The sequence below is a fragment of the Leptospira bourretii genome, assembly GCF_004770145.1.
GTDB lineage: Bacteria > Spirochaetota > Leptospiria > Leptospirales > Leptospiraceae > Leptospira_A > Leptospira_A bourretii.
Genome location: NZ_RQFW01000019.1, coordinates 206,300 through 231,754 on the forward strand (window position 1 = coordinate 206,300; position 25,455 = coordinate 231,754).

Below are 25,455 nucleotides of genomic sequence, written 5' to 3' on the forward strand. Positions count from 1 at the left end.
ATTCAGCTCCAACGGAGACTGATACGATCAATGAAAAATTTTACGACGCTGAATGATGTTTTTTATTATGCCAATAGAGCTTATGGCTCCAAAGAAATGTTCTTTGGAAAGGATGCGGGAAAAAACTTTATCGGTCGTACATTCTCAGATATCTTTCATAATGCGGAAAATCTTGCCCTTTCCCTTTTACAGATGGGAATCCAACCGGGTGATCGGATTGGACTGATGGCAGACAACCGAACGGAATGGGCAATTGCCGACATCGCAACTCTGTTAAACGGTGCCATCAACGTTCCTAGAGGTTCTGATTCCACTCCACAAGAAATTGAATACATTCTTAGCCATTCAGAAAGTAAGTATTGTTTTGTGGAACATGAGAAATTGTATGACTCTTTAAAACCAATCCTTTCTAATACAAAAGTAGAAAAAGTCATCATTTTAGATCCTGGATTTGATTCCAAGGATACACTTGCAGTTTCTATGCAAACATTGATTCGCGATGGCGAAGCTCTACGCAAAAATTTGCCTTCTTTGGAACTTCGTTCGAAACAAGTAAAACCAGATGATCTATTTACCATCATCTATACTTCTGGCACAACAGGAATGCCCAAAGGGGTCATGCTCACCCACCAGAATATGGTCTACAATGTGGTCAAAGTTCCGCCAAGAGTGGGACTTAAAAGTACAGATAGAACACTTTCCATTCTTCCCGTTTGGCATATCTTTGAAAGAGCCATCGACTATGCAATCATTGCAGAAGGGGCATCCATTGCTTATACAAATATCCGCGATTTACGTGATGATTTTCAAAAGATCAAACCAAGTTTTATGGCATCTGCTCCACGGTTATGGGAAAATTTATATCAGGGCATCAAACAGAAGTTAGAAAAAGCCCCAGAAAACAAACGTAAACTTTTTGATTTTGCTTATGATATATGTAAAAAATTCAAAGATGGACAAGACTACCTTGCCGGGAACAAACTTTTAACAAAAGAAGAATCTCCCTTTGAAAGAGCAAAAAATACAGCAGTTTCTCTTGGTTATGTTTTAAATCTATTTTTACTTTCAAAAGTATTGGATGGTCTAGTGTTCTCTAAAATCCGAGATGTTTTAGGAGGCCACCTAACAGGAACAATTTCTGGTGGAGGAGCACTACCCTCTCATGTGGATGAATTTTTTAATGTCATCGGAATTCCTGTATACGAAGGTTACGGAATGACAGAATGTGCTCCCATCATTTCAGTTCGGTCTGTTGGGAATGTTGTCCAAGGTTCTGTTGGAAAATGGCCAGATGGAACTGCAGTCAAAGTGGTGAATGACCAAGGAGAGACCGTTCCCAAAGGAAAAATGGGAATCATACATATCAAAGGCCCACAAGTAATGAAAGGATATTATAAAAACGAGGAAGCCACATCCAAGGCCATCCATGACGGGTGGATGAATACAGGAGATTTGGGTTTTATTTCCTTTAATGATACCTTGTCTGTCAGAGGCCGCGTAAAAGATACGATTGTTCTGTTAGGTGGCGAAAATGTGGAGCCAGTTCCCATCGAAAATTTATTATTAGAAAACGCTCTTATCAACCAAGTGATTGTGGTTGGCCAGGACCAAAAATCCCTCACAGCATTGATTTGGCCCGACAAAGATCGAATGAAAGAAGTTGGCCTAAGCCCGAAAGAAGGTGAAGACTTAAACCAAAATAAAGAGATTCGACTTTATTACCAAAACATCGTCAAAAAACAAATCTCTTCAGAAAATGGATTCAAATCTTTTGAAAAACTGACAGATTTTCGTTTTTTGCCCAAGGCCATGGAAGTGGGCGATGAATTGACGAACCTATTCAAAATGAAGAGGAACGTCATCCATGATAAATACAAAGACCTGATCAAATCTATGTACGTTTAAAGAGAGGTCAGTATAGTTCCAACAATCTCCCCCAGTTCCTTTGAAAGATTGGGGAGAGAGGAAAGGACTTCTAGTTCCCTTTTGGCAATTTTTGGAAGTTCCCCTTTTTGTTTAGAAACAGGGGAATACAATTTGGTCAGAGCTGCTGCCATCTGAGGATTGATTTCGTTTAAAGTTTTAATTCGATCCGCTAAAAATGAATACCCACTCCCATCTTCTTTATGAAAAGTCAAAGGATTTCTTGCTAAACTAAAATACAAAGAACGAACCTTATTCGGATTGCGAATGTTAAACTGTGGATGGTTTTCTAACAGTTTTGTTATTTCCAAACGATTTTCGCCCGTTCCAACCTGAGCAGCAAACCAAACATCCAAAACTAAATTATCATGTTTCCATTTTTCAAAAAATAAATTTACGGATTTTTCTTTTTCTTTCGAATCTACTTCTAAAAGAAAACGCATCGCAGAAACTTCTTCGCTCATATGTTTTGCTTCTCTTTGTTCAGCAACTGCCAGACGTTCAAACTTCTTAGTTGGATCGTAGAGAAGATAATACAAACAGATATTTTTTAATCTCCTTTTCCCGATCTCTTCCTTTGTTTGTACAGGAATGGTTTTCCGGTTTTCTTCAAAAATAATCTGGAACTGATTGGTGAAGGTGGTAGCGATGCTTTGAATGGCAAAAATTCTTAATTTTTGGATCTTTTGAAATTCGTAACAGCCAATATTTTCACTAACCTGTGTTAGACCAGGAAAAGACAGGTAAAAACTATGATATGTTTTGTCCCAATTCCTTCCAAAAGAATCAGCAATGGTTTTCAAGATGATGGAGAAGTTTTCTTCCAAACCAGATTCTAAAGACTTACGAAACCAATCAAAAATCAAACTTTGAAACGCAAAAAAACGTGACACCCCATCTGTTTCCACCTTTGCCAAAATTTGTTTTTCTTCCTCAGATTGGTTGTAATCCAAACGAATGGGACTAGATAAAGAACGAAATAAAGAAATAACTGGCTTTGTTCCATTTGAGTCCAAGGCAGAAAAACGAATTTGATCACGAGCTCCACTCATCAAACGTTTTTCTTCTTTTAGGATAGTTCCTTTTTTATCAAAAACTGCAAGAGAATTTGAAAAAACTAACGGATATTCGCCGGCACCTGCATCAGTGATGTCTAAGATCCATTCGTTAGAATCCTTTGCATAATGTTCTTTGACTGAAAGTAAAGGAGTTCCACTACGGTGGTACCAATTTCGCAGATAAGGAATTGGACCACCTGCCACTTCCTCCATAGAGGAAACAAACTCTTCAAAGGTGACACCTTGTCCGTCATATTTTGACAGATAAAGTTGTAAGCCTTTTTTGAATTTTTCTCTTCCGATTAGCTCCGAAACCAACCGAATGACTTCCGCTCCTTTTTCATATACAGTAACCGTATAAAAATTATTCATTTCTTTATAAGATTTGGGAAGGATGGGATGTGACATTGGCCCTTGGTCTTCCGGAAACTGAAATTCCTTTAAAAACAAAACATCTTTGATTCGTTTGACTGCGGGGTCTGTCATATCTTCCGTAAACCACTGGTCTCGGAAAACTGTAAGTCCTTCCTTTAACGTTAAATTAAACCAATTCCTTAGAGTGACACGATTTCCAGTCCAGTTATGAAAGTATTCATGGGCGATCACTGCAAGTATGGCTTCAAAACTTTCATCTGTTGCCGATTTTTTATCAGCAAGCACAAGTTTGGCGTTAAATAAATTAAGGCCTTTGTTTTCCATGGCGCCCATATTAAAATCTTCTACAGCGACAATCATAAACAAATCCAAGTCATATTCGAGTCCAAAGGTGTCCTCGTCCCATCGCATTGCTTTTTTTAATGAATCAAAAGCAAAACTCACCTTTTCTTCATTTCCTTTTTCTACAAAGATCTTTAGAGTGATTTTTCTTCCAGACCGTGTGGTAAAAAAATCTTTGGTTTCCACAAGTTCTCCGGCAACAAGAGCAAATAAATACGATGGTTTTGGAAAAGGATCTTCCCAGAGGACCTCTCGTTTTCCTCCACTAACCCTTTCGTCTAACAAATTCCCATTCGATAACATCACTGGAAAAAGTGAAACTTCTCCAGAGATGGTCACACGAAAGCGCATCATATTGTCTGGTCGATCAATGGAATAAACAATTTTTCGAAAACCTTCCGGTTCATTTTGAGTGCACAACATAGAACCCGATTTGTACAATCCTTCCAAAGATGTGTTCCCTGCAGGAGAGATTCGGTTCTCAATTGTCAGTCGAAAGGAAGGTTTCGGAGGATGAGGGATTAAAATTCCAGAAGATGAAACCTGGTACTCACCCGGATCAACAATGGCTCCATCAATCCGGAGAGATAAAAATTCTAAAGATTCACCGTTTAAAAATAGCGGCTGAATTGTATCAGTAGTTAGGACCACTTGATATTCGGCTCTGACAACTGTCAGGTGCAGATCCAGGTCAAATCGAAGATCCACTTCAGGAGTGAACCAAGGAGTTGGTTTGTAATCTTCTAATTTATGGACGAGAGAGGAGGATGGAGTCATCCTCCTTCTTTATGGGATGGGCCATCCCGGAAAAGTGAATTTTAGTTCTGTTTTTCTTTTCTTTTATCCTCGGCAAAAGTCACTTTCAGGTTCCTTCCATCGACAGGCTGACCGTTCATTTGGGTGACAGCTTCTTCTGCTTCTTCTGGATTGGCATAAGTGATAAAAGCAAACCCTCTGAAATTTCCAGTTTCTCTGTCATGAATCATTTTCAGATCTTGGATCACTCCGTAAACGGAGAATATCTGGCGTATATTTTCTTCCTTAAGGGTAAATTTTAAATTTCCCACATATATTTTCTTAGAAATCATTCCTGTCCTCGTAAAACCAATTGCACGCACCCAAGCGACTTGGGAACCGGGATGATTAGATACAATCGAAAGAAAATGTCAACATCAAATATTTCTTGCATATTCTGAAAGATCACAATTATTTAAGACTCTTCTCCAGGTACCCTTTGAACGAAAAACCCTATATCTTATGCATTGATGATGAATTCTTCATCCTTTGGAATCTAAAGGAACAATTAAAAAAAGTCTTTGGATCTAATTTCACCATTGAAACTGCGGAAAGTGCAGAAACAGCAAAGGAAATTATGAAAGAAATTGAGGGAAGTTCCGCAGACCTAGCCGTTGTCATTTGCGACCACGTGATGCCAGGCCAAAAAGGAGACGAATTTCTCATTGAGATGCAGGAAACTCATCCCCGAACCAAAAAAATTATGCTCACGGGCCAAGCTCCTGCCCAAGCCATAGGAAATGCACTCAACCACGGCTGTCTCTATCGATACCTTTCCAAACCATGGGACGCTCATGACTTAGAACTCACCATCAAACAGGCCATTGATGCTTATTTCCAAGAAAAAACCTTAGAAGAAAAAAACAAAGAACTTGCTGATACACTCTACTTTCATCGAGATTCCAAATACCCTAATTTTGAATCTTTAGTCCAACAATTAAAATCAGAAAGGCCTCATACAAACGAACATTCGATGATACTGATGAAAATTGTCAGTTTTCCGACCATCATCAAAACCTTTGGGATTGAAGTTTACAGAAAATTATTTAGAAAGTTGTTACAATTGCTTTCTGTTCACTTACAAAATGAAGAAAAGGTTTTTCATATCTATTCAGATGAAATTGCTGTTCTTTCTAATTTATCCGAACAAACCTTGTTAGAAAAAATCAGAAGTTTTCGACTTTTATTAAAATCAGACGATTTGATTTTAGATGGAGTTGGGTTCCACTTAGATTGCCGATTTTCCTCCGCTTCGGGACAAGAAGATTGTTATTACAAAGCAAAATTAGCATTGTTTAGAGCAGAAACAGAAATTTCTTCTGATTTTGTTTCTTACACAGAAGATCTTTCCACAGACCATCATTTACAAAACTTCCAACGCAGTCAAAAAATCCAATCTGCGATCACAAACAAACAAATTATCCCCTACTTCCAAGGGATTGTTGATAACCAAACAAAACAAATACGAAAATTTGAGTGTTTGGCTCGGATTAAAGACAGGGATGCCATTCTCACTCCCGATGTATTTATGAAGTTAGCAAAGGTTACAGGAAGCATTCGTATGATTGGTTTACAAATGATTGATGAATCAATGAATTATTTTTCCGACAAACCTTTCGATTTTTCCATCAACCTCACTGAATCTGAATTAGAATATAAAAGTTTTAGCAAATGGGTAGAAGCAAGACTTTCCCACTACCGAATTGATCCCAATCGAGTGACTTTTGAAATTTTGGAAGATGTCAGTTTTTCAGAGAATAGAAATAGCCTCTTTACCATTCGTGATTTAAAAACCATTGGTTGCCAAATTGCCATCGATGATTTCGGAGTCCAATATTCAAACTTGGCGCGTTTATTGGAATTTGATCCTGATTATTTAAAAATTGATGGTCAATTCATACGAAATTTACCAGAAAATAAAACTGCTTACTTACTTGTACAAGGGATCGTGGAACTGGCGAGGGGAATTGGAGCAAAAGTAGTGGCCGAGTTTGTGGATCGACCCGCCATCCAAGATATGATTGAAACCTTAGGAATTGAATATTCCCAAGGATATTTATTTATGAAACCTTCGCCAACCATCCCAGCAGAAGCCAACTTACAGCTGTAAAGTCACCCCAAAGTTAATTTGACGAAATGGCCCCGGTTGGATTCCTTCAGGTAAACGTGAAGAAATGTATTTTCGATCTTGTAAGTTTTTCCCAGAAAGAAACAAAGACCAGTTATCCTTTTTGTATCCAATATTGGCATTTACAAGTTCATAGGCGGGAATTTCACCATCTAGTCCCGATACATCAGACTTAATACCGGCATAATTCAAAATGGTTCGAGAGTCCGCAGTTGTACCAACTGTATCATACCAAGTAACAGTTTTGGAATTTTCTAAATCATGAAATTGTTTGGAAAAAAATTGCCATTCAATCCTAGCATAAAAGCCGGTGCTTCGACTTGAAATTCCAAGAGAAAGTGTTAGGATGTCTCTTGAAACATAAGGCAGACGATTTCCATTTGTGTCTACATGTGCGAATGGATTGGAGTCTCCCTTGGTCCAAGCTCCTAAATTATAGGTATATTGGTTTGATTTTGCTTCTGTCCTTGTGTAGATGATATCGAAAGGGATTAAATAGTTTAACTTCCAAAATTGACCAAAATCAAAGGTCATGTTAGATTCCACACCACGATGAATGGACCTACCTGCATTCACAGGCCTAGAGCCTAAATTTCCGCCAGCAGCAGAACTATTGATGATTTGATCCTCGAAGTTTAAGAGATAACCTACCAATTGACCACTTAAATACTCGGTTACATCTCCCCTAACACCGGTTTCATAATTCCAGGAACGTTCTGGTTTTAAAACTAAATCTTCTGCTGTGGGAGAAATGGCCGATTCATACCGAGGCGGCGAAAACCCTCTATGAACTCCTGTAAACCAAGTCATATTCCTTGCGAAATCTAAAGTGGTTCCAAATCCAGGTAAAACAATTTGGTTTTTGGCTGTGGCAGTTTTGTCCAATTGCACTGTTGGATTTGTTCCTGAAAAATATTCAAACGTAACGGTATCAAAATCTCTTCGGGCACGATTGATGGAACGTGTTTGTGTAAAGGATTCATAACGAACCCCAGGGATTATGGAAAATTTCTCTGTTAGGCGGATTCTATCTTGTAAATAAACAGAAACGGCTTTTGCAGAACGCCTTTCATCATCTCTCAGTTCGCCACTATTCGCTAAACTCGTTTGCGATTGTAATAAAACAGCTGGTGTTGATCCCACTCCATTCGGATATACCACAAAATCAGGTGTTGTTGGACCATTTAGAAGTTGGACCTTTGCCATATCGACATGGTAACGAGTACCTAAATCAATTTCGTGTTTGATAGATCCAGTTTCGATTTCGGTTTGTAATTTGGTTTCGATACCAGCAAACTTATAGGTCCGATCTCGATGAGCATTCGTTCCTCGCATCCAAATGGTATCACTATTTCTTGAAGTGAAAGGTTCCCCATCGTAAGTGGCAAGTGTATCCGTTGGCATTGTACTCCCTCTCGAATTTCGAGAGTAGTTTTGTCTTGCCCAATTCCGTTCTGTATAAGCTGAATACACTCTTGTGATGAGTTTCGTTTTTTCTGAAACAGCCCATTCATGTCCTATCGAAAAACTGTAACGTTCGATGGATCGTTTGTCATTCTCTGCGGGGTTGTCTTTTGGGTTGTTTTGAAACATTCCGGTCGTAAGACCTACATAAGTTGCTTGGGACTCTTGTTGGTGAAAACCTAATTTGGTAGTAATATTATGCTTTTCATTTAACTGGTGTATGGTTTTTACATTGGCTTCATTAACAAAGTAACCTTGGTTTGCACGAAATCCATCACCCTGTTTCCTTAGGACATTGACATCAAAACCAGTATTACCAAAGGTTCCTCCATATCCAACCATTTGGCTGAAAAAAGCGTTTTCTCCACCTATGGTTTGGATATTCAATGTAGGATCTTTAGGAGGCCGTCTTGTGATAAAATTAACAACACCTCCAATCGTAGAAGGTCCAAATAAAATGGAACCAGAACCCTTTACTATTTCAATTCTCTCCATTCGTTCGATTGAAGGAGTATAGTACATTTCCGGTTCACCATAGGGGTTTAGCGAAGTAAATAGTCCATCTTCTAAAACAAGAACTTTTCTGGAAACTTCCCCACTCACTCCCCGAAACCCCAAGTTCATGGTAAGGCCAGCTGGATCTTGATAACGAATGTTAGCTCCTGGAACCCGGCGTAAAACTTCCATATTGTCCATTGGTCTTGTTTCTTCTAAAAACTTCTTTGTAATGATGGTTGCTGAACCGGGAATTCTTTTTAGGTCTTTTTTATCTCCGATCACTCGAATTTCTGCTTTCTTCCATTTCGGATCCTCTGAATTCTCTTCTGGAACTTCCGAACCTTCCGCTGGTGCCTGCACCGAAGGTTCAGGATTTGGTTTAGAAGTTGTTTCCTGAGCCATAAGCTGACTTGTTTCGCAAAGTACCATTAAGGTTATGGTCAAAACCGTATTGAGAAGTAGTTTCATTTTCATATAATTTTAATTTTGAGACTAGGGTTCATTTAAATACTTTAGAGACAACAGAAAATTAGGACAAGGAGGATCCATGAATCCGAAAATTTGCTACTACGACCACCGATCCAAAAATACAAAACTGGCTCATCGCATCTTATTTGGTTTTGACCTAGTCGCACTTGCCATTCTGATACCAATTCTATATACTTCCGGACTATTAGAAGAAGATCCATTGGTTTTAGTATTTGCCTTAGGAATGATTGTGGTATTTTTTATTTCCCCTCATCTCCTACTTTATATTTTCCAAAAACAAAAATGGACAGAATTTGATTCCGATCTTCGAGTTGTCCACCTAATTGAAAATAAACGAATCATTAGAACAATTCCATTCGACCAAATTCAATACATTTATATATCAGAATATACTTATACACTAAAAACAAAAAACGGTTCTCGCACAATAACAGTATTTACAGTTTTAGGTCATTTAGAAGGGGAATCGGTGCAATTATCCGAATCAACGAATTATCCAGAAATAAGACAATTTAGCGAATCCATTGCTAAACTACTAAAAACTTCGATACAAACGAAAACAAACGAATTGATTCCTTATACTGAACTAGATCTTCCCATTCACAAACGGAAAAGACCAAAAGAAATTTTAGAATCAGAAATTTCCTTTGATCCAAATTCATATATTTCAGTCCAAAGAACTAGTACTGAAAGTTTACTCAAATCAAACTACCGACCAAAAATTTTTATTTTTGTTGGAATCACTGTCAGCTTTGCTTTGATTCTTATGATTCATTTTGCAATCGGATCTGCCTTTGAACTTTCCGTTGAGTTTTGGCAAACATTTCCGCCAAACAAAATCCAAATCGGATTTTTAATCATTTCCCTACTTTTAGGATTTATGCCCATACTTTCTGTTTGGTGGAACTACAAAAAACGAAAAGAAATTCGGATCACAAAAGATACAATCTTTTGGAATGAGATAGCCTATCCATTTCAAAACTGGGAAGAAATTTTATTCAAAGAAAATACGTTATACATTGTCAATGATCGAGAAACAAAAACTCATTCCTTATTTTTCTTTTGCCAACCTAGTGATTGTTTGTCAGTTTACAATTGGATTCTAAAAGAAATTGTTTTTCGGTCAGGAGAAAGTGTGGATTTTAGTCGGTTTTAAGAGAAAACAACCCCCACGATTCTCTGAATTTGAATGTGAGGTTTGTTCGTTTGAATTCAAAATAGAACTACTGTGCTGGAACTCCAGGGATTTCTTTTTTCTTTTTTTCCTTAGAGAGCAAACCTTTTAGCTTTTCTTGAGTGGCAGGGTCTTGGAGTTTTTCCTTTCCCATTTGAATGGCTTTTTGGCCTTCTTCAGAATTGGCCTTTTCAATGATTTTGTCCATAATGCCTGGTTCTTCAGAAGTTCCGTCGTTTGTTTGCGAACTAGCACAACTGAGTGAAAGGGAAAGGATGGTTGCTAATAAGAGTATTTGTTTCATATCTGATTTCCGTAACTGAAAGGATTCTAGTTTCGAAATTTCAATTCGTCAATGGAAAAACAAAATCGTTTGTAGAAAACAGACCTCGTTCTAAAACCAATCCTGGAATCAAAACTATCATCAATTATAAGGATCTTTCATGGACCAAAACTCTCTGGATCAGGATTCAGCACAACTAGAAGCACTTGGACTCAAATCTGAATTTGAACGCAGTATGAGTTTTTGGGAAAACTTTTCTCTTGGTTTTACTTACCTTTCTCCCGTTGTGGGAGTGTATTCAGTATTTGCCCTAGCCATCCAAGCAGGTGGGCCTCCCATGATTTGGAACTACCTACTTGTCGGTTTTGGTCAATTTTTGGTTTGTTTGGTCTTTGGTGAAATTGTCTCCCAGTACCCAATCTCAGGTGGGATCTATCCATGGTCTCTTCGTTTGGTAGGAGAACGTTGGGCTTGGATGTCTGCTTGGGTTTATGCTTGGGCACTCTTTACCACTGTCGCAGCTGTGGCGGTCGGTGGTGCTCCTTTTTTAAGCCAACTCATCGGCATCGAGTTTGGTAATTCTGGATTTATTTGGATAGCGATAGCAATGATCCTAATCTCTACCATTCTCAATTTAAGTGGGACAAGGCTCCTTGCCCAAGTTGCGTTTTTTGGTTTTTTATGTGAACTGATTGGAGCAGTCGTTGTTGGTGGTTACCTTTTACTTTTTGCAAAAGTAAATTCAATCTCCATTCTCTGGAATACATTTTCCTTTGGGGAAGGAGTGAATTATTTTCCAGCATTTCTAGCCTCCTCGGTAGCTGCTATGTTTTGTTATTATGGATTTGAGGCTTGTGGTGATGTTGCCGAAGAAACACCAAACGCAAATTCGGCGATTCCAAAATCAATGCGTATGACCATTTATATTGGTGGGGGTGCCGCCACCTTTGTTTGTTTGGCACTTCTGCTTGCTCTTCCCAATGTAGAAAAAGCAATCTCTGGAGAAGACGCCGATCCGGTTACTACAACACTTATGGCTGCTATGGGACAAACTGGATACCGAATGGTGATTGCAGTCGTCATGGTTTCTTTTTTATCTTGTCTACTCAGCTTACAAGCAGCTGCCAGTAGACTTTTATTTTCCTTTGCCCGTGATGGAATGATCTTTGGAAGTAAACACTTAAACCATCTTTCCAAATCAGGAAAAGTTCCAGTGAATGCTCTGATCGTTACTGGTCTGATTCCGATTGTCATCGCAAGTATAGGGCACTGGTTACAAGATGCTGTCACAACGATCATTAGTTTTGCCTCTGCGGGAATCTACGTGGCGTTTCAGATGGTAGTCATTGCAGCTTTGTATGCTAGATCCAAAGGATGGAAACCGTCGGGAACGTTTCGTTTAGGGAAACTGGGGTTTCTCATCAACGCCTTGGCTCTGTTTTACGGAATCACAGCAGTCGCCAATATGGTTTGGCCAAGAACACCGGATGAACCTTGGTATATTAATTATGGAATGATTTTTACATCCTTAGTCGTTGTATGTTCCGGAATTCTTTATCTCTTTATGGCCAAACCACATTTACAACGAAAAACTTCTTAAAAAAAATTGGTTTGTAGGTTTTATCTGTTTGGGATTAGGATTTATCCTTTTCCCAAACTTGAAACTCCCCACCAGAAATTTCTTCATTCAAAACCAATCTAAATCCAGGCAAATAACTACCACCGAACCCATGGAAGGTGATGAGTTTTGATTTTGGTTTCAATAAAAAAAGATTCTGTTTGAAAGTGTGTAAGTCTTTCAAAAATTGATTTGCCGATTTATTCTTTTTTAAATCAATCGAATGGCTCCCCTTAATAGTTTCATACAAAGGGTTAAAACAATAATAATGAGAATGCCCATAAGGAAAATGAGTTAAAAAATTCTTCTTTTGGAATTGGACCCTAGAAACCCCCCAATGTTTTTTTATGGCTTCAGAAACGGAAAGGAGTTCTTCTCGATCTTCTAATCCGATGACTTCAATGGAATCGGAAGAGAGAAGTGAAAGATAAATGCAGAACTTTCCAACTCCCGAACCTAAATCAACAACAGAAGTAACACCATCGGAAAAAAGATATTTCCAAGTTCTTTCAATCACAGAAATCGGAGTCCATTGGAATGGGGAGAGAGTCTGTAACGGCAAAGGAAGTAAAGAATCCCAACTTTCATCTGTCATTGGATCCCCTACGATGATTTTCCTCTCCTTATCGAAAAATTGGTTTCTCATTTCTTAATGCTGTGTTACAAGTTTTGTTTATGGACCAAAAGATTCAATATTTGAACCAAATGATCGAAATCATTGATAACAAAGTAACAATTTTTAAGAAAAACAAGTCCAAATTACCACAAGCCGCTTACGCTGCAGAAAAACAAGTTCTGACTCGCACCATTGAAGACACGATCAAACTAGCTGAAGAAATAAAACCTGTTCCCTTTTCCCTCATTAATGATTTAAAATCTTTAATCAAACAATTGTAAGAGAGAGAATCGCTATTATTCTTTTGCGAGTAACTCTCGGAACTGATTGACTCTCCTTCTGTTGGCAAAAATATCCCAAAGACCCAAAATGGATTGCGAGCGAACTTGGGCTTCTTGTTTCCCTTCAGGAAAATAAATCTCAACACGGTCAGGAAATCGAAAAACCTTTGTGAAAAATATCACACGAATGTATTCCCCTTCCTTTTCTTCCTTAATCCAAATGTTTTCAGATTCATGGAAATACTTTGCCATTCTTTCGTAGGCAACCTTTCGCGTTGTAGTATAAACAATTGGGTCTACTTTATGAACAAAATTGTATTCCATACTTTGGCTTGAAACACAGTTAGGCGAAGGAGGACATCCTCGAAGTTCCCCTTCGTCCACACCGGAAAGAGGACTGAGAACACTCATACAACAAATAAAGAAAACAGATAGTGCAGATTCCATATTTTCCAAAAAAGGAATCTGCCTTTTTTTTACTTGCAGAATTTGGTTTTTTCCTATTTTTTATGTGCTCATGAAACGAACCATAAAGTACACCATTTCGGGATTGATTTTCATAATCATCTTACTCGTTGCCATTTCCTATTATTTTTCTAGTTTAGTTTTATTTCCGAAAGTCAATTGTAAGTTAGACCATCATGTGTATTGCCAAGGCCCTGTGGAACTTGGTTTGGAATTTGAAGAAGTCCAATTCGAAACAGTGGACAAATTGAACCTTGTTAGTTACTGGATCCCCGCCAAACAAAATAAAGGTTCCATCATCATGGTCCATGGTCACGGGGGGCAAAGGAACGAAGGACTTCGGTTTGCTAAAAGCTTACATGAAGCAGGCTACAATTTACTTTTACTTAGTTTGCGAAGAAATCATGGAGGGTTTGCCTCCATGGGATTTCATGAACAAAAAGATGTAGAGGCAGCACTTACATTCTTAAAATCGAAAGGTTTCCAAAAAATTGGAATTTTTGGATTTTCAATGGGTTCTGCTACCAGTATCATTGCAATGGCAGAACATCCAGAAATCCAAGCTGGTATTTTTAGCAGTGGGTATGGAAGTGCCATTGATGTTCTTGTAGAATCTGCAAAACGCGATTTTGGAATTCCTTATTATCCACTCATTCCTGTCGTCAAACTCGCATTAAATCTCCGTGGTGATATGGACATTGATTCAGTAAGACCGATAGATCATATTGCATCCATTAGCCCAAGACCCATTGCCATCTTCCATTGCACAAAAGATGATTACGTCGACTACCATCATGCAGAAGATTTATTTGCAAAGGCAGGAGAACCTAAATCCCTTTGGTCTCCAGAGTGCAATCGACACGAACGTCTGTGGAATTTTTCTCCAAAAGAAGCAGAAACGAGAGCCGTTGTTTTTTTTCAGAAGTATCTAAAATAAGTGTTCTGTTTCAATTCGTTTGGGTGAGTAAAAGAGAAAAAATTTTCATTCGAACTTGGTCCATATTCTTGAAATACATAAAGAAATGACCAAGGGAGAACTCATCATTTGCTCACAAAACAAAAACCATACTTTGAATCAAAATATAGAATTTAAAAGTAAAACCGATGTCCAAAACCATTGAACATCTATTAAAAAATTCGCACCTCCCTGGTCCAAGGGGGAATTTAGAACTACTTGGTTCCTTTTCCAAAACTGCATCGGCAAAGGAAATATCTGAATGTTTATCCTATTGCCACGATGATTTACATAATTCTCCAGAAGAATTTGTAGTTATGTGCGGTATTGTTGGGTTTTGTATAAAAAACAGTAATCATATAAAGAAAACTCTCTCGAACATTAGAAAATATGCCTCTCATAGCAGTTGGAGAATTAGGGAAGCTGTAGCGATAGGCATCCAGGAAATGACAGAAAACAATACAAAAGAAATATTGGAAAATTTAAAAGTTTGGATAAATGGAAATGATTTAGAAAAAAGAGCCGTTGTTGCAGCTTTATGTGAACCAAAACTCCTAAAGGAAAAAACATTTATTTTGGAGCTATTAGAAATCCTTAAGCAGATCACTATGCCCTTTGCTAAGATCGAAGGAAAACTATCCGAAAACCAAAATTCCCTACGAAAAACACTAGGGTATGGATGGAGTGTTGCCATTGTTTCTCTTCCCAAAGAAGGCAAAGCCTGTTTTGAAAAAATTGCAAAAAACAAAAACAAACAGATCCAATGGATTGTAAAAGAGAACTTAAAGAAAAACAGATTAAAAGTGATGGATAAAACTTGGGTGGAAACACTACAGAATATCGTATAACAGACTACCGTTAAACGATCTATTTGTCATTGTGGGTAAATATACTGAGATTCGAGAACTTTTAATATCTTTTTATCGAGAGTCCAAAGTTTTAAATTTTTCTGTTTCGTTTCGTAAATTAAAATGGAGTCGATAATACCGATTCCTTTTTCAAAATGTTTTTTTTCAAAGGATAAATTTCCAGCTTTAATGAAGGCTCCATTAGATAGAATATTATTTAAGCTTCTCCAGTAATGTAAAACAAACTCAATTTCGCTTTTGTTTTTACAACCTTGTAAAATTTCTCCAAAGACAACTTCATGTGCGATGACCTCCGAAGCCTCAACGAGTCCAACTAATTTTGAAAAGTAAGGTTCTTTTCCTCGGAAGAATTCAATCCAAACAGAAGTATCAACTAAAATCATTTTGTTCTATTAATTTTTCTAATTTTTTCAGCGGAAAACTGAGATGAAAATTCAAGCGGTTTGTTTCTTAATTTTTCATTAAGCTTCTTTACCTTTGCAAGTTTTACCCATTCGGATAATGCCTTTTGGAGGGAATCGGTAATATTTTTACCTTCAGTATATTTCTGAACTTCTATAATTAATTCATCAGGAAGTATTGCTGTTACTTTCATACGATATAAGATACGATGAAACTTCGGATCTGTCAAAATTTTTTTAATAATTTAATGAATGTTTAGTGAACAGTTCGTATAACAGACTTTGGTCGCATTGATCTATTCATAAATTAGTCTCAAAGGAAATGTAAGGTTCGTGCCTTAGCTAAGAAATCTTCTTGCGTTCGGGGGATAGTTGTTTGAGAGGATTATTGATCCAACTGCTCGAAGGGGGACTCGCCCTCTCCGCTGTTCGGACTTCCTGTCCGAACCACGCTTCGAGGCACGGTTTTGTTCGTCGCCTTCCGTCCAGGTCGGCTTGTCCGAATCATTGCTCCCTATGGGTCGCAAGCGATTTGGCTCACAAAACTGTTCGAGTCGATTTTTATATATTTAACAAATGTTTTGTGATGAATAAGATACTGCTCGAAGGGGGACTCGAACCCCCACACCTTGCGGCACTACCACCTCAAAGTAGCGTGTCTACCAATTCCACCATCCGAGCGGGCGTGTATGTAGGACAGGTTAGGAAAACGGGTTCTTTCGTCAAGGAGATGAATTTTCTCTTGTCACTCCTCCTTGTCTTTCGGTAGGTTGTAGGGGTCAGCAATATGCAAGTATCCGATCTCACCTTTCGACTCAAACTCCTCTTTATTGGATTTTTCTCTCCCCTTCTTATTTTGGTTGGTCTCCTCCTATCGGCACCGTATTGGCTAAAATCATCGGAAACTTACCAAAAATCAGATATTGCGGTTTTAGAAATTGCAAACACTTGGCCAACAAAAAAGAATTTAAAATCCGTTGTTACTTTATCCAGCCGGTCTGATTTTAAAAAACTGATTCTTGTTATACGAGAGGATAAGTCACAAAACCAAGTATTTTCCCCTTTGGAAGTCGAAACTAAAATTAAGGAACAACTTGTTTCACTAGGATTAAGCCAGAACTTACTCTCTTCACTCATAATCCAAACATCCAAAATGGGTGACACAGACGAGGCATCCAAAAACCTATTAAAAATAGCCGTTTCTGACAATCTGGTAAGCATTTTACTTCTTTGTAGGGAGTATGAAACCAAAAGAGTGTTAGGAACCTATCGTAAAACCTTAGCCAGTTTGCCCATCAAGGTTACCGCTTACGGATTTCCTTCAGAGGTTTCCGGTTCCAATTGGTTTTTAACAGAAGATGGGGTCAGAGAAATCACCGGTGAATTTGTACGTTATCTGTATTCTTATATTAGAGGTATCCTTTAAATGGATGAAATCAAAGATTCCAACGAACTGATAGAACAACGCATTCAAAAAATTAACGATTTAAAAGCGAAAGGAATCAATCCCTATCCTCTTCGTTTTTTCCCCAATGCCGATTCAAAATCCCTAATCGCCGGATTTGATCCAAACCAAACGGAAAAAAAGTCCTTCAAACTAGGTGGACGTTTGCATGCAAAACGTGTGATGGGAAAGGCAAGTTTTGCTCACTTAAAAGATGCAGAAGGTCTTATCCAATTGTATGCAACTCGTGATGATTTAGGTGAAGAAAACTATTCTCTATTTAAGTCATTAGATTTAGGAGATTGGATTGGAATTGAAGGTTGGTTATTCCAAACACAAAAAGGAGAAACCACCCTTCACTTAACAAGTGTTCAACTTCTTGCAAAATGTATCCGCCCACTTCCTGTTGTCAAAGAAAAAGACGGAGTGATTTATGACGCTTTCTCTGACGTAGAACAAAGATATCGTATGCGTTATGTGGATTTGGTTGTGAACGAAAATGTAAGGGAAACATTTAAAATGCGTTCCCGAATCATTTCTGAAATTCGTAAATTTTTAACCAATGAAGGATTTTTGGAAGTAGAAACTCCAATGATGCAACCGATTGCTGGAGGTGCTGCCGCAAGACCATTTGTCACCCACCACAACACACTCGATATGGAGTTATTTTTACGAATTGCACCAGAGCTCTATTTAAAACGACTGATTGTTGGTGGAATGGATCGAGTGTTTGAACTCAACCGTAACTTTCGTAACGAAGGAATCTCCACAAAACACAATCCAGAATTTACCATGATGGAAGCCTATATGGCTTTTGGTGATATGGAAACTATGTTATCACTCACAGAGAGAATGATTGTTTCTGTTGCACAGTCGATTGGAAAAGGTTTAAAGTTTGCTTATGGAAAAGACCAAATTGATTTATCGGCTCCATGGAAACGTGCAAAATATATTGATATCATTAAAGAATATTCTGGAATTGATTTTAGTAAAATCACTGATCTAAATGATGCCATCGCCCAGGCAAAGTCCAAAGGAGTGGATTCTTCTGATTCCGTTTCTATTTGGAAGGTATGTGATGACGTGTTTAGTTCTCTTGTAGAACCACACCTCATCCAACCAATTTTTATCACTGATTTTCCAAAAGAACTCTCACCTCTTGCAAAATCAGGGGAAGATGATCCCAAATATGTAGAACGATTTGAACCTTACGTGGCAGGTCGGGAAATCGGAAACGCCTTTACTGAGTTAAATGATCCTTTCGACCAAAGAGAAAGGTTTGAAGAACAAGTAAAACAAAGAGAAGCTGGGGACGACGAAGCCTTTATGATGGACGATGATTATATTCGTGCTTTGGAATATGGACTCCCACCTACAGGTGGTCTTGGGATTGGAATTGACAGGCTTGTAATGTTACTCACTGACTCGCACTCCATCCGAGATACCATTCTTTTCCCACTGATGCGACCAGAATAAAATTCTGGAATCCAAATACCAAGTGTCCTTGGAGATTTTTCTCTCTTTCAAAAAATTTGAGAAATGTCTTTGGGGATAAAAAAAGCCTCCGAGGATTTTGTCCTGGAGGCTTTTTAATTTAGAAAGCTATAACCATTACTTTTTGTTAATATTGAGTTTTGGTTCCGACTCGATCGTGCGAATCAGTTTGGATAAATTCGACTGAAAGTTTGCAGTTTGGCCCGAACTTAGACTGAAGTTAAGGGTCTCTTTTCTATTTGTATAACTAACCGCAATGTTTTGGCTTTCTCCAATTTTTGGAATGAGTTCGGATGAGATCGCAGAGCTAATGATAATGGTATCAGAATAATCGGTATTTGTCCGTTTGAGATTGTACCATGTATCCCCTAACTTCAAAGACACACCAATGGGAATGTCTACGTCAAAGGTTCCAATTTCGTAGAGAAGGAAATATTGCACAAGGCCCGTTCCATTCTCTCTTTCTGCTTTAAAATACATACAAGGGCGTTTTCCAGGAAACAACCCAAGAAATTTTCGCAAACAGATCTCTTTGGAAATTGCCGTTTGTTGCTCTAAGGTTGGTTCCGGTGTGACCACATAGGCTTTGGTTCCCGAGCAGGAAACAACAACCAAAAAAGTGAGAAAAATGGAGGAAATTCGGGTGAGGGAGAAGATTCTTTCCATGGTAAGCTCAACCTTTTTCGAGGTGCAAGGTTTAGCAAAGGAAAAAATCCTGTTCCTATGGTATCTTATCCCAAAGGAAAAATAAAAGTCCTACTCCTGGAAAACATCCACAAGGATGCTTACGAACTTTTCCACCGAGACGGTTTTGACGTCACCCTCGTCAAAGATGCGATGGAAGAAGCGGAACTCATCGAAAGAATAGCAGACGTACATGTTTTAGGCATTCGCAGCAAAACTAATGTTACGATCAAAGCTCTTGAAAATGCTAAAAAATTAATGACCATTGGATGTTTCTGCATTGGGACAAACCAAGTGGAATTAGAAGAAGCAGAAAAACGTGCAGTCCCTGTCTTCAATGCACCTTACAGCAATACAAGATCCGTAGCAGAACTTGTGATCGCAGAGATCATAATGCTCGCACGAAAAGCAACAGACCAGTCTCGAGATGTTCACTTGGGCAAATGGAATAAAATTGCAAAAGGTTGTTTCGAAGTCCGAGGAAAAACACTTGGGATCATTGGTTACGGACATATTGGATCACAAGTATCGGTATTGGCTGAGTCAATGGGAATGAAAGTAGTTTTTTATGATATCATTTCAAAACTGCCACTTGGGAACGCATCCTCTGTCCATACTTACGAAGAACTTCTCAAACAATCTGACTTTATCACCTTCCATGTTCCAGAAACAGAAGAAACAAAGAACCTCTTTCGCAAAGAACACTTAAATCTAGTAAAGCCTGGGGCTTACCTATTAAACCTTTCTCGCGGAAAGGTTTTAGAGATCGATGCTCTTGTTGAAGGTTTGAAGTCTGGAAAACTTGCCGGTGCCGGAGTGGATGTATTTCCAGAAGAACCAAAATCAAATGATGATCCTTTCGTAAGTCCATTACAAGGTTTACCAAACGTCATTCTTACACCGCACGTCGGTGGTTCAACGGAAGAAGCTCAAAAGAACATTGGATCAGAAGTGGCTGAAAAACTTTTGAAGTATGTGAATAATGGTTCTACTACTTTTTCAGTAAACTTTCCTAATATTGAATTAGGTAGTTTGAAATCGGGTTACCATAGAATTCTCAATATCCACCAAAACCAACCAGGTTTTTTACGAGATATCAACTCCATCATATCCGATTTAGGTGGAAATATTCTAACACAAAACTTGAGTACGTCAGCAAACATTGGTTATTTGAGTATGGAAATTGATAAAAACTTGGGTGATGAACTAAAAGACAAAATCAAAGCCCATAAACATTCGATCCGGACTCGAATCCTCTATTAAAACTTTGGGAAGGATTAGTTCAAATGATAGAAATCCTTCCCATCTTTACAAACTCACCACTCAGAAATTATAGTTACCTCGTTTATTCCAATCGGACAGGTGAGGCATATTGTATCGATCCCCTTGATGTTAAACAGATCCTAAACCATTCACAAAAGTTGGGAGTGAAGATCAAAGGAATCCTGAATACCCACGAACATGGTGACCATACCCAAGGCAATTTAGAATTAAAGGAAGAAACAAAAGCGATTGTCTACGGACATAAAGATGCAAAACACAAAATCCCTGGGATGGATCAAATTCTAAAAGAAGGTGACCTTGTTTTTTCCGTAGAAGAAGAATCATTGGCTGTTTGGGATACACCTGGCCATACATTTTCCCACCTAAGTTTTGTTCGCAAAAACCCCAAAACCATCCTAGGGATTTTTTCCGGAGATACTTTATTTAATGCAGGTGTGGGAAATTGTTTTCGAGGCGGAGACCCAAACGTTTTATATGAGACCATTCAATCTCGTTTTGAATCCCTACCCGATTCTTGTTTGTTATATCCTGGACATGATTATTGGGATAATAATTTAAATTTTGCCGAACATGTGGACCCAAAGAATGTCTTTCGGGACAATTACAAATCTTCCTTAAAACCTTTTCAAATTTCGGAAATGGGTGACGAAAAAAACCTAAACCCATTTTTTAGAAGGAATACAAACTCAGTCAAAGACCGACTAACGGAGCTAAAGGAAACATTCACGAATGATCGTTCCATATTTTTGACACTTCGAAAACTAAGAGATCATTGGTAATTTTGTATTTTACAAACGACAAAGAAAAGACAAACTTTAGCCAATGACGATCATTACTATTTGTTTACTTGTTTCAATCGGCCAAATTTATTTAGCAAAAGGAATTGTTGCCATCGCCATGGCAAAAGAAGGAAAAGGTTACGATAACCATCATCCTAGAATGCAACAATCAAAACTCACTGGTTGGGGTGCTCGTGCAAACGGTGCACATCAAAATGGGTTTGAGGCATTTTCCATTTTTTCTGTCGCCATTTTATTCAATCTTCTCCAGGAAGTTGATTTTTATTGGTTAGAAATTCTTGCGATGAGTTTTGTGGCTTTGCGTTTTTTATATATTTATCTTTATATTGCGGATTTACCGAAAGCTAGGTCAACCGTTTGGACTTTAGCATTTCTTTGTACAATGTTGATCTATTTACTACCGATTCTCCCTTGAAAAAAATCAACTTTCCCTATTTCACTTTTTTTCTCCTTTGTTTTGTCAGTTTTTTTCTCTATGCCCAAACAGAAGAAAAAGAAGAACCAAAAGAATTACTCTCAAAGGAGTTTGATTTTCAAAAAGCCAAACGAATTCTCAAACGTTTTTATAAAAAGGTGGGAACTGACTTCTATTGTGGTTGTTCCTTTACAGAAGATAAAGAAAACTTTGGAAGGCTCAAAATCGATTTTTCATCCTGTGGACTCACAAGCAGAAAAGACAACCATCGCCAAACATGGATTGAGTGGGAGCATATTGTACCTGCTCATAGTTTTGGGAGCAGTCGTGAATGTTGGACCCAGAAAAACTGTGAGGCCAATGGAAAACCAGTGCGGGGAAGAAAATGTTGCAGGGCCACCGATCCTGAATTTAATCGAATGGAAGCGGATATGCACAATATTGTTCCTGTTCCCGGTGAAATCAATGCAGACCGTGGAACCTTCTCGTATGGAGAAATTGAAGGTGAAGAAAGAAACTATGGGTTATGTGATTTTGAAATCAATTTCAAAGAACAAACAGCAGAACCCAAACCAAACATTCGCGGTGATATTGCTCGAACCTATTTTTATATGGAATGGAAATATGGAATTCCTGTTCCAGAAAATAGAAGAAAACTTTATGAATCTTGGAACCAACTGGATCCACCCGATACCTTTGAAATTCGAAAAAATGAAATCATCGAAAAAATCCAGAAGGTTAAAAATCCATTCATTGATTGAATCGCAAACTACATTCGGATTCTAAAAAATTACGAAAGACCATCATCCTTCTGGAAGGAGTCCGGTTACTCGGATGGATCACCCAGACACTTCCAAAGTTTTCTAAGGGTTGGTCGGTGAGGATGGGAATCAGTTTTCCTTCTTGGATATATTCTTCTATGTCCCAAAAGGAACGAATGAGAACCCCTTTTCCTTTCAGTCCCATTTGCACAAGGCTTGCAGCATCATTTGACAAAAAGTATCTCTCCTTTGTCACATCACTCAAAGACAAATGAGTTCCAGAAAATTGAATCGTTTTATGTAATTCCAAATACAAAAGATTATGCGTTTCTAAATCCTTTGGAGAAAGAATTTTCTTTCTCATTTTCAAATATAACGGACTCGCCACAATTGAAATTTTATTTTTAAATAATTCCATTCCAACAAGCCCCGATGGAATCTCTGTTCCGACACGAATTCCAATATCAATCGACTCTTCCATAAGATCGAGCAAACTATCTGTAACGATAAGCTGGATGGTAATTTTAGGATTTTGTTCTTGGAACTTTTCGATGATTTCGGATATAAAATTCTTTGCCATAGAACTCACACAAGTGACCCTAAGGATTCCCTCTAACTCATCTTTGTTGGTTAATGAATTTTCTAGTTCTTTCACACTCTCAATGACAGAGATTACTTTTGGAAAAATTAGGTCAGCCTCTCTTGTGGGGATCACCTTTCTTGTATTCCGATAAAACAACTGAGTGTTCCAAAGTTTTTCTAAACCCTGGATTCTTTTGGCAACCGCTGCCTTTGTTAACCCCAAGCGCCCGGCAACTTGGGTAAAACTACGTTCCTGGACCACCAAAACAAAGGTTTTTAGGTCATCTAGGTCTCGAATGGGTGAAATCATCACTCTATTGTAAATCAAATATATACAATCAGTCAACTAACTATCAAATTGAGTATTTTTGATTTACGAATTGCCCTCTCCTAAGAAACCGGGCAAATGAAAGCAATTGCCGCAGTTTATGATTCCATTGAGAAAAAATCCATATTACAAATATTAGATGTTCAGAAAGAACCAATGGGACCCCACGATGTTCGAATTGAAGTCAAAGCGATTTCAGTCAATCCAGTCGATTATAAAGTCAGAAATTCGATCACAAAGGAAAATCCAGGTCCAAGGATTTTAGGATGGGACGGCGCAGGTGTTGTGACGGAACTTGGTGCAAAGGTATCCACTTTGCAATTGGGAGACGAGGTTTTTTATGCAGGTGATCTCAAAAGACCAGGCAGTAATGCTGAATTCCAAGTAGTGGATGAGTTTATAGTAGGAAAAAAACCAAAAACTCTTAGTTTCAAAGAAGCTGCATCCCTTCCTTTAACAACGATTACTGCCTATGAGTCCATTTTTGAGAAATTAAAATTGGATCCAATGACAAATAAAACAGTTCTTGTTGTGGCAGGTGCTGGGGGTGTGGGAAGTATCACCATCCAAATTTTAAAACAAAAAACAAATGCAAAGGTCATTGTGACGGCTTCCCGAAAAGAATCGATTACTTGGGTCAGTTCCCTCGGTGCTGATTTGGTAGTAAATCCAAACAAAGATTACCTGGAGCAAATCCAAACGTTTGGACTCAATGGAGTTGATGAAGCCCTCCTTTTGAGTGATCCGAAAGACCATTTTGAAAATTTGGCAAAGGTTCTCCTCCCCTTTGGAAATATATGTTCGATCGTCGAATCAGGATCTCCCCTCAATATGAACCTTCTCAAATCCAAAAGTAATGGATATTTAAATGAGTTTATGTTTACAAAATCCATGTACCAAACAGAAGACCGAATCAAACAAAAACAACTGTTAGAAGAAATAGCGGAACTTGTGGACAAAGGAAAAATTTTCCCAACAAACAAATTAGATTTGGGAGAGATGACTGTCGAGAGTCTAAACAAAGCACACGAACTATTACAAACAGGAAAAACGATTGGTAAAATTGTACTTGGAGGAATCAAAAAATGAATACAGGTCTAAAAGACAAAAAAGTTTTGGTGACAGGATCCACAAAAGGGATTGGATTTCAAACCGCACTGAGTTTTACAAAAGAAGGTGCGGAAGTGTTCCTCCACGGTAGGTCGGAAGAAGATGTAAAAGTGGCCATTTCCAAAATCAAAGCAATCGTACCGAATGCAAAGTTAGGTGGGGTATCCGCAGATTTAGCAATAGAGGAAGGTATCCAAAAATTAACAAAAGAAATTCCAGAACTTGATGTACTGGTGAACAATGCAGGATACTTTGAGCCGAAACCTTTTTTTGAAATCAAAAGAGAGGATTGGAAAAGAATGTATGAAACCAATGTCTTAAGTGGTGCCGAACTCACCCAATATTACTTAAAAGGGATGATCCAAAGAAACTACGGCCGCATTGTTTTTGTTTCAAGTGAATCGGCTCTGAACATTCCCGTCGAAATGGTTCACTATGGGATGAGTAAAACCGCACAACTTTCGATTGCGAGAGGAAGTGCCGAAGTTTGTAAGGGAACAAGTGTCACAGTCAATTCGGTTTTGCCTGGCCCTACGCTTTCGGAAGGAGTGGAAGATTTTATCGAGTCCCTGGCAAAGGAAAAGGGAAAATCAAAAGAAGAAATGGCAAAGGACTTCATTCGAGAAAATAGACCCTCATCCTTAGTCGGACGTTTTGCAAAACCTGAGGAAATTGCTAATGTCATCCTCTTCCTTACAAGCGAACTTGCATCAATGATCAACGGTGCCTCCGTTCGAGCTGATGGAGGAGTCTATAAATCGATCTAAAACCCGGATCTTGGATGGTCCGGTTTTTCTAAAAATAGGAAAAGGAATTTTG

25 protein-coding genes and 1 tRNA gene are annotated in these 25,455 nt (G+C 38.3%); 15 read left to right on the forward strand and 11 right to left on the reverse strand.

The annotated features are described in order from the left end of the window. The first annotated feature begins 30 nt into the window (after positions 1–30). On the forward strand, positions 31–1,905 hold the full coding sequence (locus tag EHQ47_RS15240) for an AMP-dependent synthetase/ligase (RefSeq protein ID WP_135777517.1): 1,875 nt from the start codon (positions 31–33) through the stop codon (positions 1,903–1,905). Here the strand turns inward: EHQ47_RS15240 and pepN are convergent. Then, the gene (pepN, locus tag EHQ47_RS15245) at positions 1,902–4,475 is read right to left on the reverse strand and encodes an aminopeptidase N (protein ID WP_135777518.1); all 2,574 of its coding nucleotides are present in this window, start codon (positions 4,473–4,475) and stop codon (positions 1,902–1,904) included. The genes EHQ47_RS15240 and pepN overlap by 4 nt on opposite strands. Positions 4,476–4,516: 41 nt before the next feature. Further along, complete coding sequence (locus EHQ47_RS15250) at positions 4,517–4,786, reverse strand: RNA recognition motif domain-containing protein (RefSeq protein WP_004788998.1); 270 nt, start codon at positions 4,784–4,786, stop codon at positions 4,517–4,519. Positions 4,787–4,932: 146 nt separating this feature from the next. On the opposite strand from EHQ47_RS15250, the gene EHQ47_RS15255 reads away from it, so the two are divergent. After that, complete coding sequence (locus EHQ47_RS15255) at positions 4,933–6,603, forward strand: EAL domain-containing response regulator (protein WP_135746772.1); 1,671 nt, start codon at positions 4,933–4,935, stop codon at positions 6,601–6,603. Here the strand turns inward: EHQ47_RS15255 and EHQ47_RS15260 are convergent. Then, positions 6,592–9,057: a TonB-dependent receptor family protein gene (locus EHQ47_RS15260; protein ID WP_135777519.1), complete on the reverse strand. Its 2,466-nt coding sequence runs from the start codon at positions 9,055–9,057 to the stop codon at positions 6,592–6,594. The two genes, EHQ47_RS15255 and EHQ47_RS15260, sit on opposite strands and share 12 nt — an antisense overlap. Before the next feature lie 73 nt (positions 9,058–9,130). Here EHQ47_RS15260 and EHQ47_RS15265 point away from each other — a divergent pair, with 73 nt between their 5' ends. Next, positions 9,131–10,228: a hypothetical protein gene (locus EHQ47_RS15265; RefSeq protein WP_244290378.1), complete on the forward strand. Its 1,098-nt coding sequence runs from the start codon at positions 9,131–9,133 to the stop codon at positions 10,226–10,228. A gap of 67 nt (positions 10,229–10,295) precedes the next feature. On the opposite strand, the gene EHQ47_RS15270 is transcribed toward EHQ47_RS15265, so the two are convergent. After that, on the reverse strand, positions 10,296–10,550 hold the full coding sequence (locus EHQ47_RS15270) for a hypothetical protein (protein WP_135746774.1): 255 nt from the start codon (positions 10,548–10,550) through the stop codon (positions 10,296–10,298). A gap of 139 nt (positions 10,551–10,689) precedes the next feature. On the opposite strand from EHQ47_RS15270, the gene EHQ47_RS15275 reads away from it, so the two are divergent. Further along, entirely contained in the window at positions 10,690–12,129 is a 1,440-nt protein-coding gene (locus tag EHQ47_RS15275; protein ID WP_135777520.1) for an APC family permease, read from the forward strand. 34 nt (positions 12,130–12,163) lie between these two features. Here EHQ47_RS15275 and EHQ47_RS15280 read toward each other — a convergent pair whose 3' ends face one another. Then, a complete protein-coding gene (locus tag EHQ47_RS15280) occupies positions 12,164–12,793 on the reverse strand; it encodes a methyltransferase domain-containing protein (RefSeq protein ID WP_135777521.1) in 630 nt (209 codons plus the stop codon). 29 nt (positions 12,794–12,822) lie between these two features. Between EHQ47_RS15280 and EHQ47_RS15285 the strand changes: the two genes are divergently transcribed. After that, positions 12,823–13,044 (forward strand): hypothetical protein, encoded by a 222-nt coding sequence (locus EHQ47_RS15285; protein ID WP_004788665.1) that lies wholly within the window; start codon positions 12,823–12,825, stop codon positions 13,042–13,044. A 15-nt stretch (positions 13,045–13,059) separates the two neighbouring features. Here the strand turns inward: EHQ47_RS15285 and EHQ47_RS15290 are convergent, their stop codons facing one another. Next, on the reverse strand, positions 13,060–13,491 hold the full coding sequence (locus EHQ47_RS15290; protein WP_135746777.1) for a DUF1499 domain-containing protein: 432 nt from the start codon (positions 13,489–13,491) through the stop codon (positions 13,060–13,062). Positions 13,492–13,561: 70 nt separating this feature from the next. Here EHQ47_RS15290 and EHQ47_RS15295 point away from each other — a divergent pair, with 70 nt between their 5' ends. Both EHQ47_RS15295 and EHQ47_RS15300 read left to right on the forward strand, forming a co-directional pair. After that, the gene (locus EHQ47_RS15295) at positions 13,562–14,446 is read left to right on the forward strand and encodes an alpha/beta hydrolase (RefSeq protein ID WP_135777522.1); all 885 of its coding nucleotides are present in this window, start codon (positions 13,562–13,564) and stop codon (positions 14,444–14,446) included. A gap of 167 nt (positions 14,447–14,613) precedes the next feature. Next, positions 14,614–15,312, forward strand: coding sequence for a hypothetical protein (locus tag EHQ47_RS15300; protein WP_135747895.1), 699 nt, complete (start codon positions 14,614–14,616; stop codon positions 15,310–15,312). 26 nt (positions 15,313–15,338) lie between these two features. On the opposite strand, the gene EHQ47_RS15305 is transcribed toward EHQ47_RS15300, so the two are convergent. The 3 genes from EHQ47_RS15305 to EHQ47_RS15315 form a co-directional block, all read right to left on the reverse strand. Further along, positions 15,339–15,716, reverse strand: a complete 378-nt coding sequence (locus EHQ47_RS15305; RefSeq protein WP_135747896.1) for a PIN domain-containing protein — start codon at positions 15,714–15,716, stop codon at positions 15,339–15,341. Further along, complete coding sequence (locus EHQ47_RS15310; RefSeq protein ID WP_167483300.1) at positions 15,713–15,928, reverse strand: hypothetical protein; 216 nt, start codon at positions 15,926–15,928, stop codon at positions 15,713–15,715. Before EHQ47_RS15310 ends, EHQ47_RS15305 begins: the two co-directional genes overlap by 4 nt. 405 nt (positions 15,929–16,333) lie before the next feature. Continuing rightward, positions 16,334–16,415, reverse strand: a tRNA-Leu gene (locus EHQ47_RS15315). A gap of 106 nt (positions 16,416–16,521) precedes the next feature. Between EHQ47_RS15315 and EHQ47_RS15320 the strand changes: the two genes are divergently transcribed. Both EHQ47_RS15320 and lysS read left to right on the forward strand, forming a co-directional pair. Next, positions 16,522–17,160, forward strand: coding sequence for a hypothetical protein (locus EHQ47_RS15320; protein ID WP_135777523.1), 639 nt, complete (start codon positions 16,522–16,524; stop codon positions 17,158–17,160). Between the two features lie 9 nt (positions 17,161–17,169). Beyond that, a complete protein-coding gene (gene lysS, locus EHQ47_RS15325; RefSeq protein WP_208727453.1) occupies positions 17,170–18,654 on the forward strand; it encodes a lysine--tRNA ligase in 1,485 nt (494 codons plus the stop codon). Positions 18,655–18,789: 135 nt separating this feature from the next. Here lysS and EHQ47_RS15330 read toward each other — a convergent pair whose 3' ends face one another. Continuing rightward, positions 18,790–19,338, reverse strand: a complete 549-nt coding sequence (locus EHQ47_RS15330) for a hypothetical protein (protein ID WP_135747900.1) — start codon at positions 19,336–19,338, stop codon at positions 18,790–18,792. A gap of 57 nt (positions 19,339–19,395) precedes the next feature. Here EHQ47_RS15330 and serA point away from each other — a divergent pair, with 57 nt between their 5' ends. From serA to EHQ47_RS15350, 4 genes are read left to right on the forward strand one after another with little or no spacing between them, the layout of a single operon-like run. Further along, the gene (gene serA / locus EHQ47_RS15335) at positions 19,396–20,619 is read left to right on the forward strand and encodes a phosphoglycerate dehydrogenase (RefSeq protein WP_135777525.1); all 1,224 of its coding nucleotides are present in this window, start codon (positions 19,396–19,398) and stop codon (positions 20,617–20,619) included. A gap of 23 nt (positions 20,620–20,642) precedes the next feature. Further along, positions 20,643–21,419, forward strand: coding sequence for a hydroxyacylglutathione hydrolase family protein (locus tag EHQ47_RS15340; protein WP_135777526.1), 777 nt, complete (start codon positions 20,643–20,645; stop codon positions 21,417–21,419). A 43-nt stretch (positions 21,420–21,462) separates the two neighbouring features. Continuing rightward, complete coding sequence (locus tag EHQ47_RS15345; RefSeq protein WP_135747903.1) at positions 21,463–21,855, forward strand: MAPEG family protein; 393 nt, start codon at positions 21,463–21,465, stop codon at positions 21,853–21,855. Next, positions 21,852–22,616 carry an endonuclease gene (locus tag EHQ47_RS15350; protein ID WP_244290379.1) on the forward strand — a complete coding sequence of 255 codons (765 nt, stop codon included), beginning with the start codon at positions 21,852–21,854 and terminating at the stop codon, positions 22,614–22,616. Before EHQ47_RS15345 ends, EHQ47_RS15350 begins: the two co-directional genes overlap by 4 nt. On the opposite strand, the gene EHQ47_RS15355 is transcribed toward EHQ47_RS15350, so the two are convergent. After that, positions 22,606–23,508, reverse strand: coding sequence for a LysR family transcriptional regulator (locus EHQ47_RS15355; protein WP_135777527.1), 903 nt, complete (start codon positions 23,506–23,508; stop codon positions 22,606–22,608). The two genes, EHQ47_RS15350 and EHQ47_RS15355, sit on opposite strands and share 11 nt — an antisense overlap. A 96-nt stretch (positions 23,509–23,604) precedes the next feature. Between EHQ47_RS15355 and EHQ47_RS15360 the strand changes: the two genes are divergently transcribed. Both EHQ47_RS15360 and EHQ47_RS15365 read left to right on the forward strand, forming a co-directional pair. Next, entirely contained in the window at positions 23,605–24,615 is a 1,011-nt protein-coding gene (locus EHQ47_RS15360) for a zinc-binding alcohol dehydrogenase family protein (protein WP_135777528.1), read from the forward strand. Continuing rightward, a complete protein-coding gene (locus EHQ47_RS15365) occupies positions 24,612–25,403 on the forward strand; it encodes an SDR family NAD(P)-dependent oxidoreductase (RefSeq protein ID WP_135747906.1) in 792 nt (263 codons plus the stop codon). Before EHQ47_RS15360 ends, EHQ47_RS15365 begins: the two co-directional genes overlap by 4 nt. Positions 25,404–25,455 lie beyond the last annotated feature (52 nt).

Excerpts from the sequence above, each read along its gene's own strand:
- EHQ47_RS15240 (WP_135777517.1), top strand. The coding sequence starts at position 31 with ATGAAAAATTTTACGACGCTGAATGATGTTTTTTATTATGCCAATAGA.
- pepN (WP_135777518.1), bottom strand. The coding sequence starts at position 4,475 with ATGACTCCATCCTCCTCTCTCGTCCATAAATTAGAAGATTACAAACCA.
- EHQ47_RS15250 (WP_004788998.1), bottom strand. The coding sequence starts at position 4,786 with ATGATTTCTAAGAAAATATATGTGGGAAATTTAAAATTTACCCTTAAG.
- EHQ47_RS15260 (WP_135777519.1), bottom strand. The coding sequence starts at position 9,057 with ATGAAAATGAAACTACTTCTCAATACGGTTTTGACCATAACCTTAATG.
- EHQ47_RS15265 (WP_244290378.1), top strand. The coding sequence starts at position 9,131 with ATGAATCCGAAAATTTGCTACTACGACCACCGATCCAAAAATACAAAA.
- EHQ47_RS15270 (WP_135746774.1), bottom strand. The coding sequence starts at position 10,550 with ATGAAACAAATACTCTTATTAGCAACCATCCTTTCCCTTTCACTCAGT.
- EHQ47_RS15275 (WP_135777520.1), top strand. The coding sequence starts at position 10,690 with ATGGACCAAAACTCTCTGGATCAGGATTCAGCACAACTAGAAGCACTT.
- EHQ47_RS15280 (WP_135777521.1), bottom strand. The coding sequence starts at position 12,793 with ATGAGAAACCAATTTTTCGATAAGGAGAGGAAAATCATCGTAGGGGAT.
- EHQ47_RS15285 (WP_004788665.1), top strand. The coding sequence starts at position 12,823 with ATGGACCAAAAGATTCAATATTTGAACCAAATGATCGAAATCATTGAT.
- EHQ47_RS15290 (WP_135746777.1), bottom strand. The coding sequence starts at position 13,491 with ATGGAATCTGCACTATCTGTTTTCTTTATTTGTTGTATGAGTGTTCTC.
- EHQ47_RS15295 (WP_135777522.1), top strand. The coding sequence starts at position 13,562 with ATGAAACGAACCATAAAGTACACCATTTCGGGATTGATTTTCATAATC.
- EHQ47_RS15300 (WP_135747895.1), top strand. The coding sequence starts at position 14,614 with ATGTCCAAAACCATTGAACATCTATTAAAAAATTCGCACCTCCCTGGT.
- EHQ47_RS15305 (WP_135747896.1), bottom strand. The coding sequence starts at position 15,716 with ATGATTTTAGTTGATACTTCTGTTTGGATTGAATTCTTCCGAGGAAAA.
- EHQ47_RS15310 (WP_167483300.1), bottom strand. The coding sequence starts at position 15,928 with ATGAAAGTAACAGCAATACTTCCTGATGAATTAATTATAGAAGTTCAG.
- EHQ47_RS15320 (WP_135777523.1), top strand. The coding sequence starts at position 16,522 with ATGCAAGTATCCGATCTCACCTTTCGACTCAAACTCCTCTTTATTGGA.
- EHQ47_RS15330 (WP_135747900.1), bottom strand. The coding sequence starts at position 19,338 with ATGGAAAGAATCTTCTCCCTCACCCGAATTTCCTCCATTTTTCTCACT.
- serA (WP_135777525.1), top strand. The coding sequence starts at position 19,396 with ATGGTATCTTATCCCAAAGGAAAAATAAAAGTCCTACTCCTGGAAAAC.
- EHQ47_RS15340 (WP_135777526.1), top strand. The coding sequence starts at position 20,643 with ATGATAGAAATCCTTCCCATCTTTACAAACTCACCACTCAGAAATTAT.
- EHQ47_RS15345 (WP_135747903.1), top strand. The coding sequence starts at position 21,463 with ATGACGATCATTACTATTTGTTTACTTGTTTCAATCGGCCAAATTTAT.
- EHQ47_RS15355 (WP_135777527.1), bottom strand. The coding sequence starts at position 23,508 with ATGATTTCACCCATTCGAGACCTAGATGACCTAAAAACCTTTGTTTTG.
- EHQ47_RS15360 (WP_135777528.1), top strand. The coding sequence starts at position 23,605 with ATGAAAGCAATTGCCGCAGTTTATGATTCCATTGAGAAAAAATCCATA.
- EHQ47_RS15365 (WP_135747906.1), top strand. The coding sequence starts at position 24,612 with ATGAATACAGGTCTAAAAGACAAAAAAGTTTTGGTGACAGGATCCACA.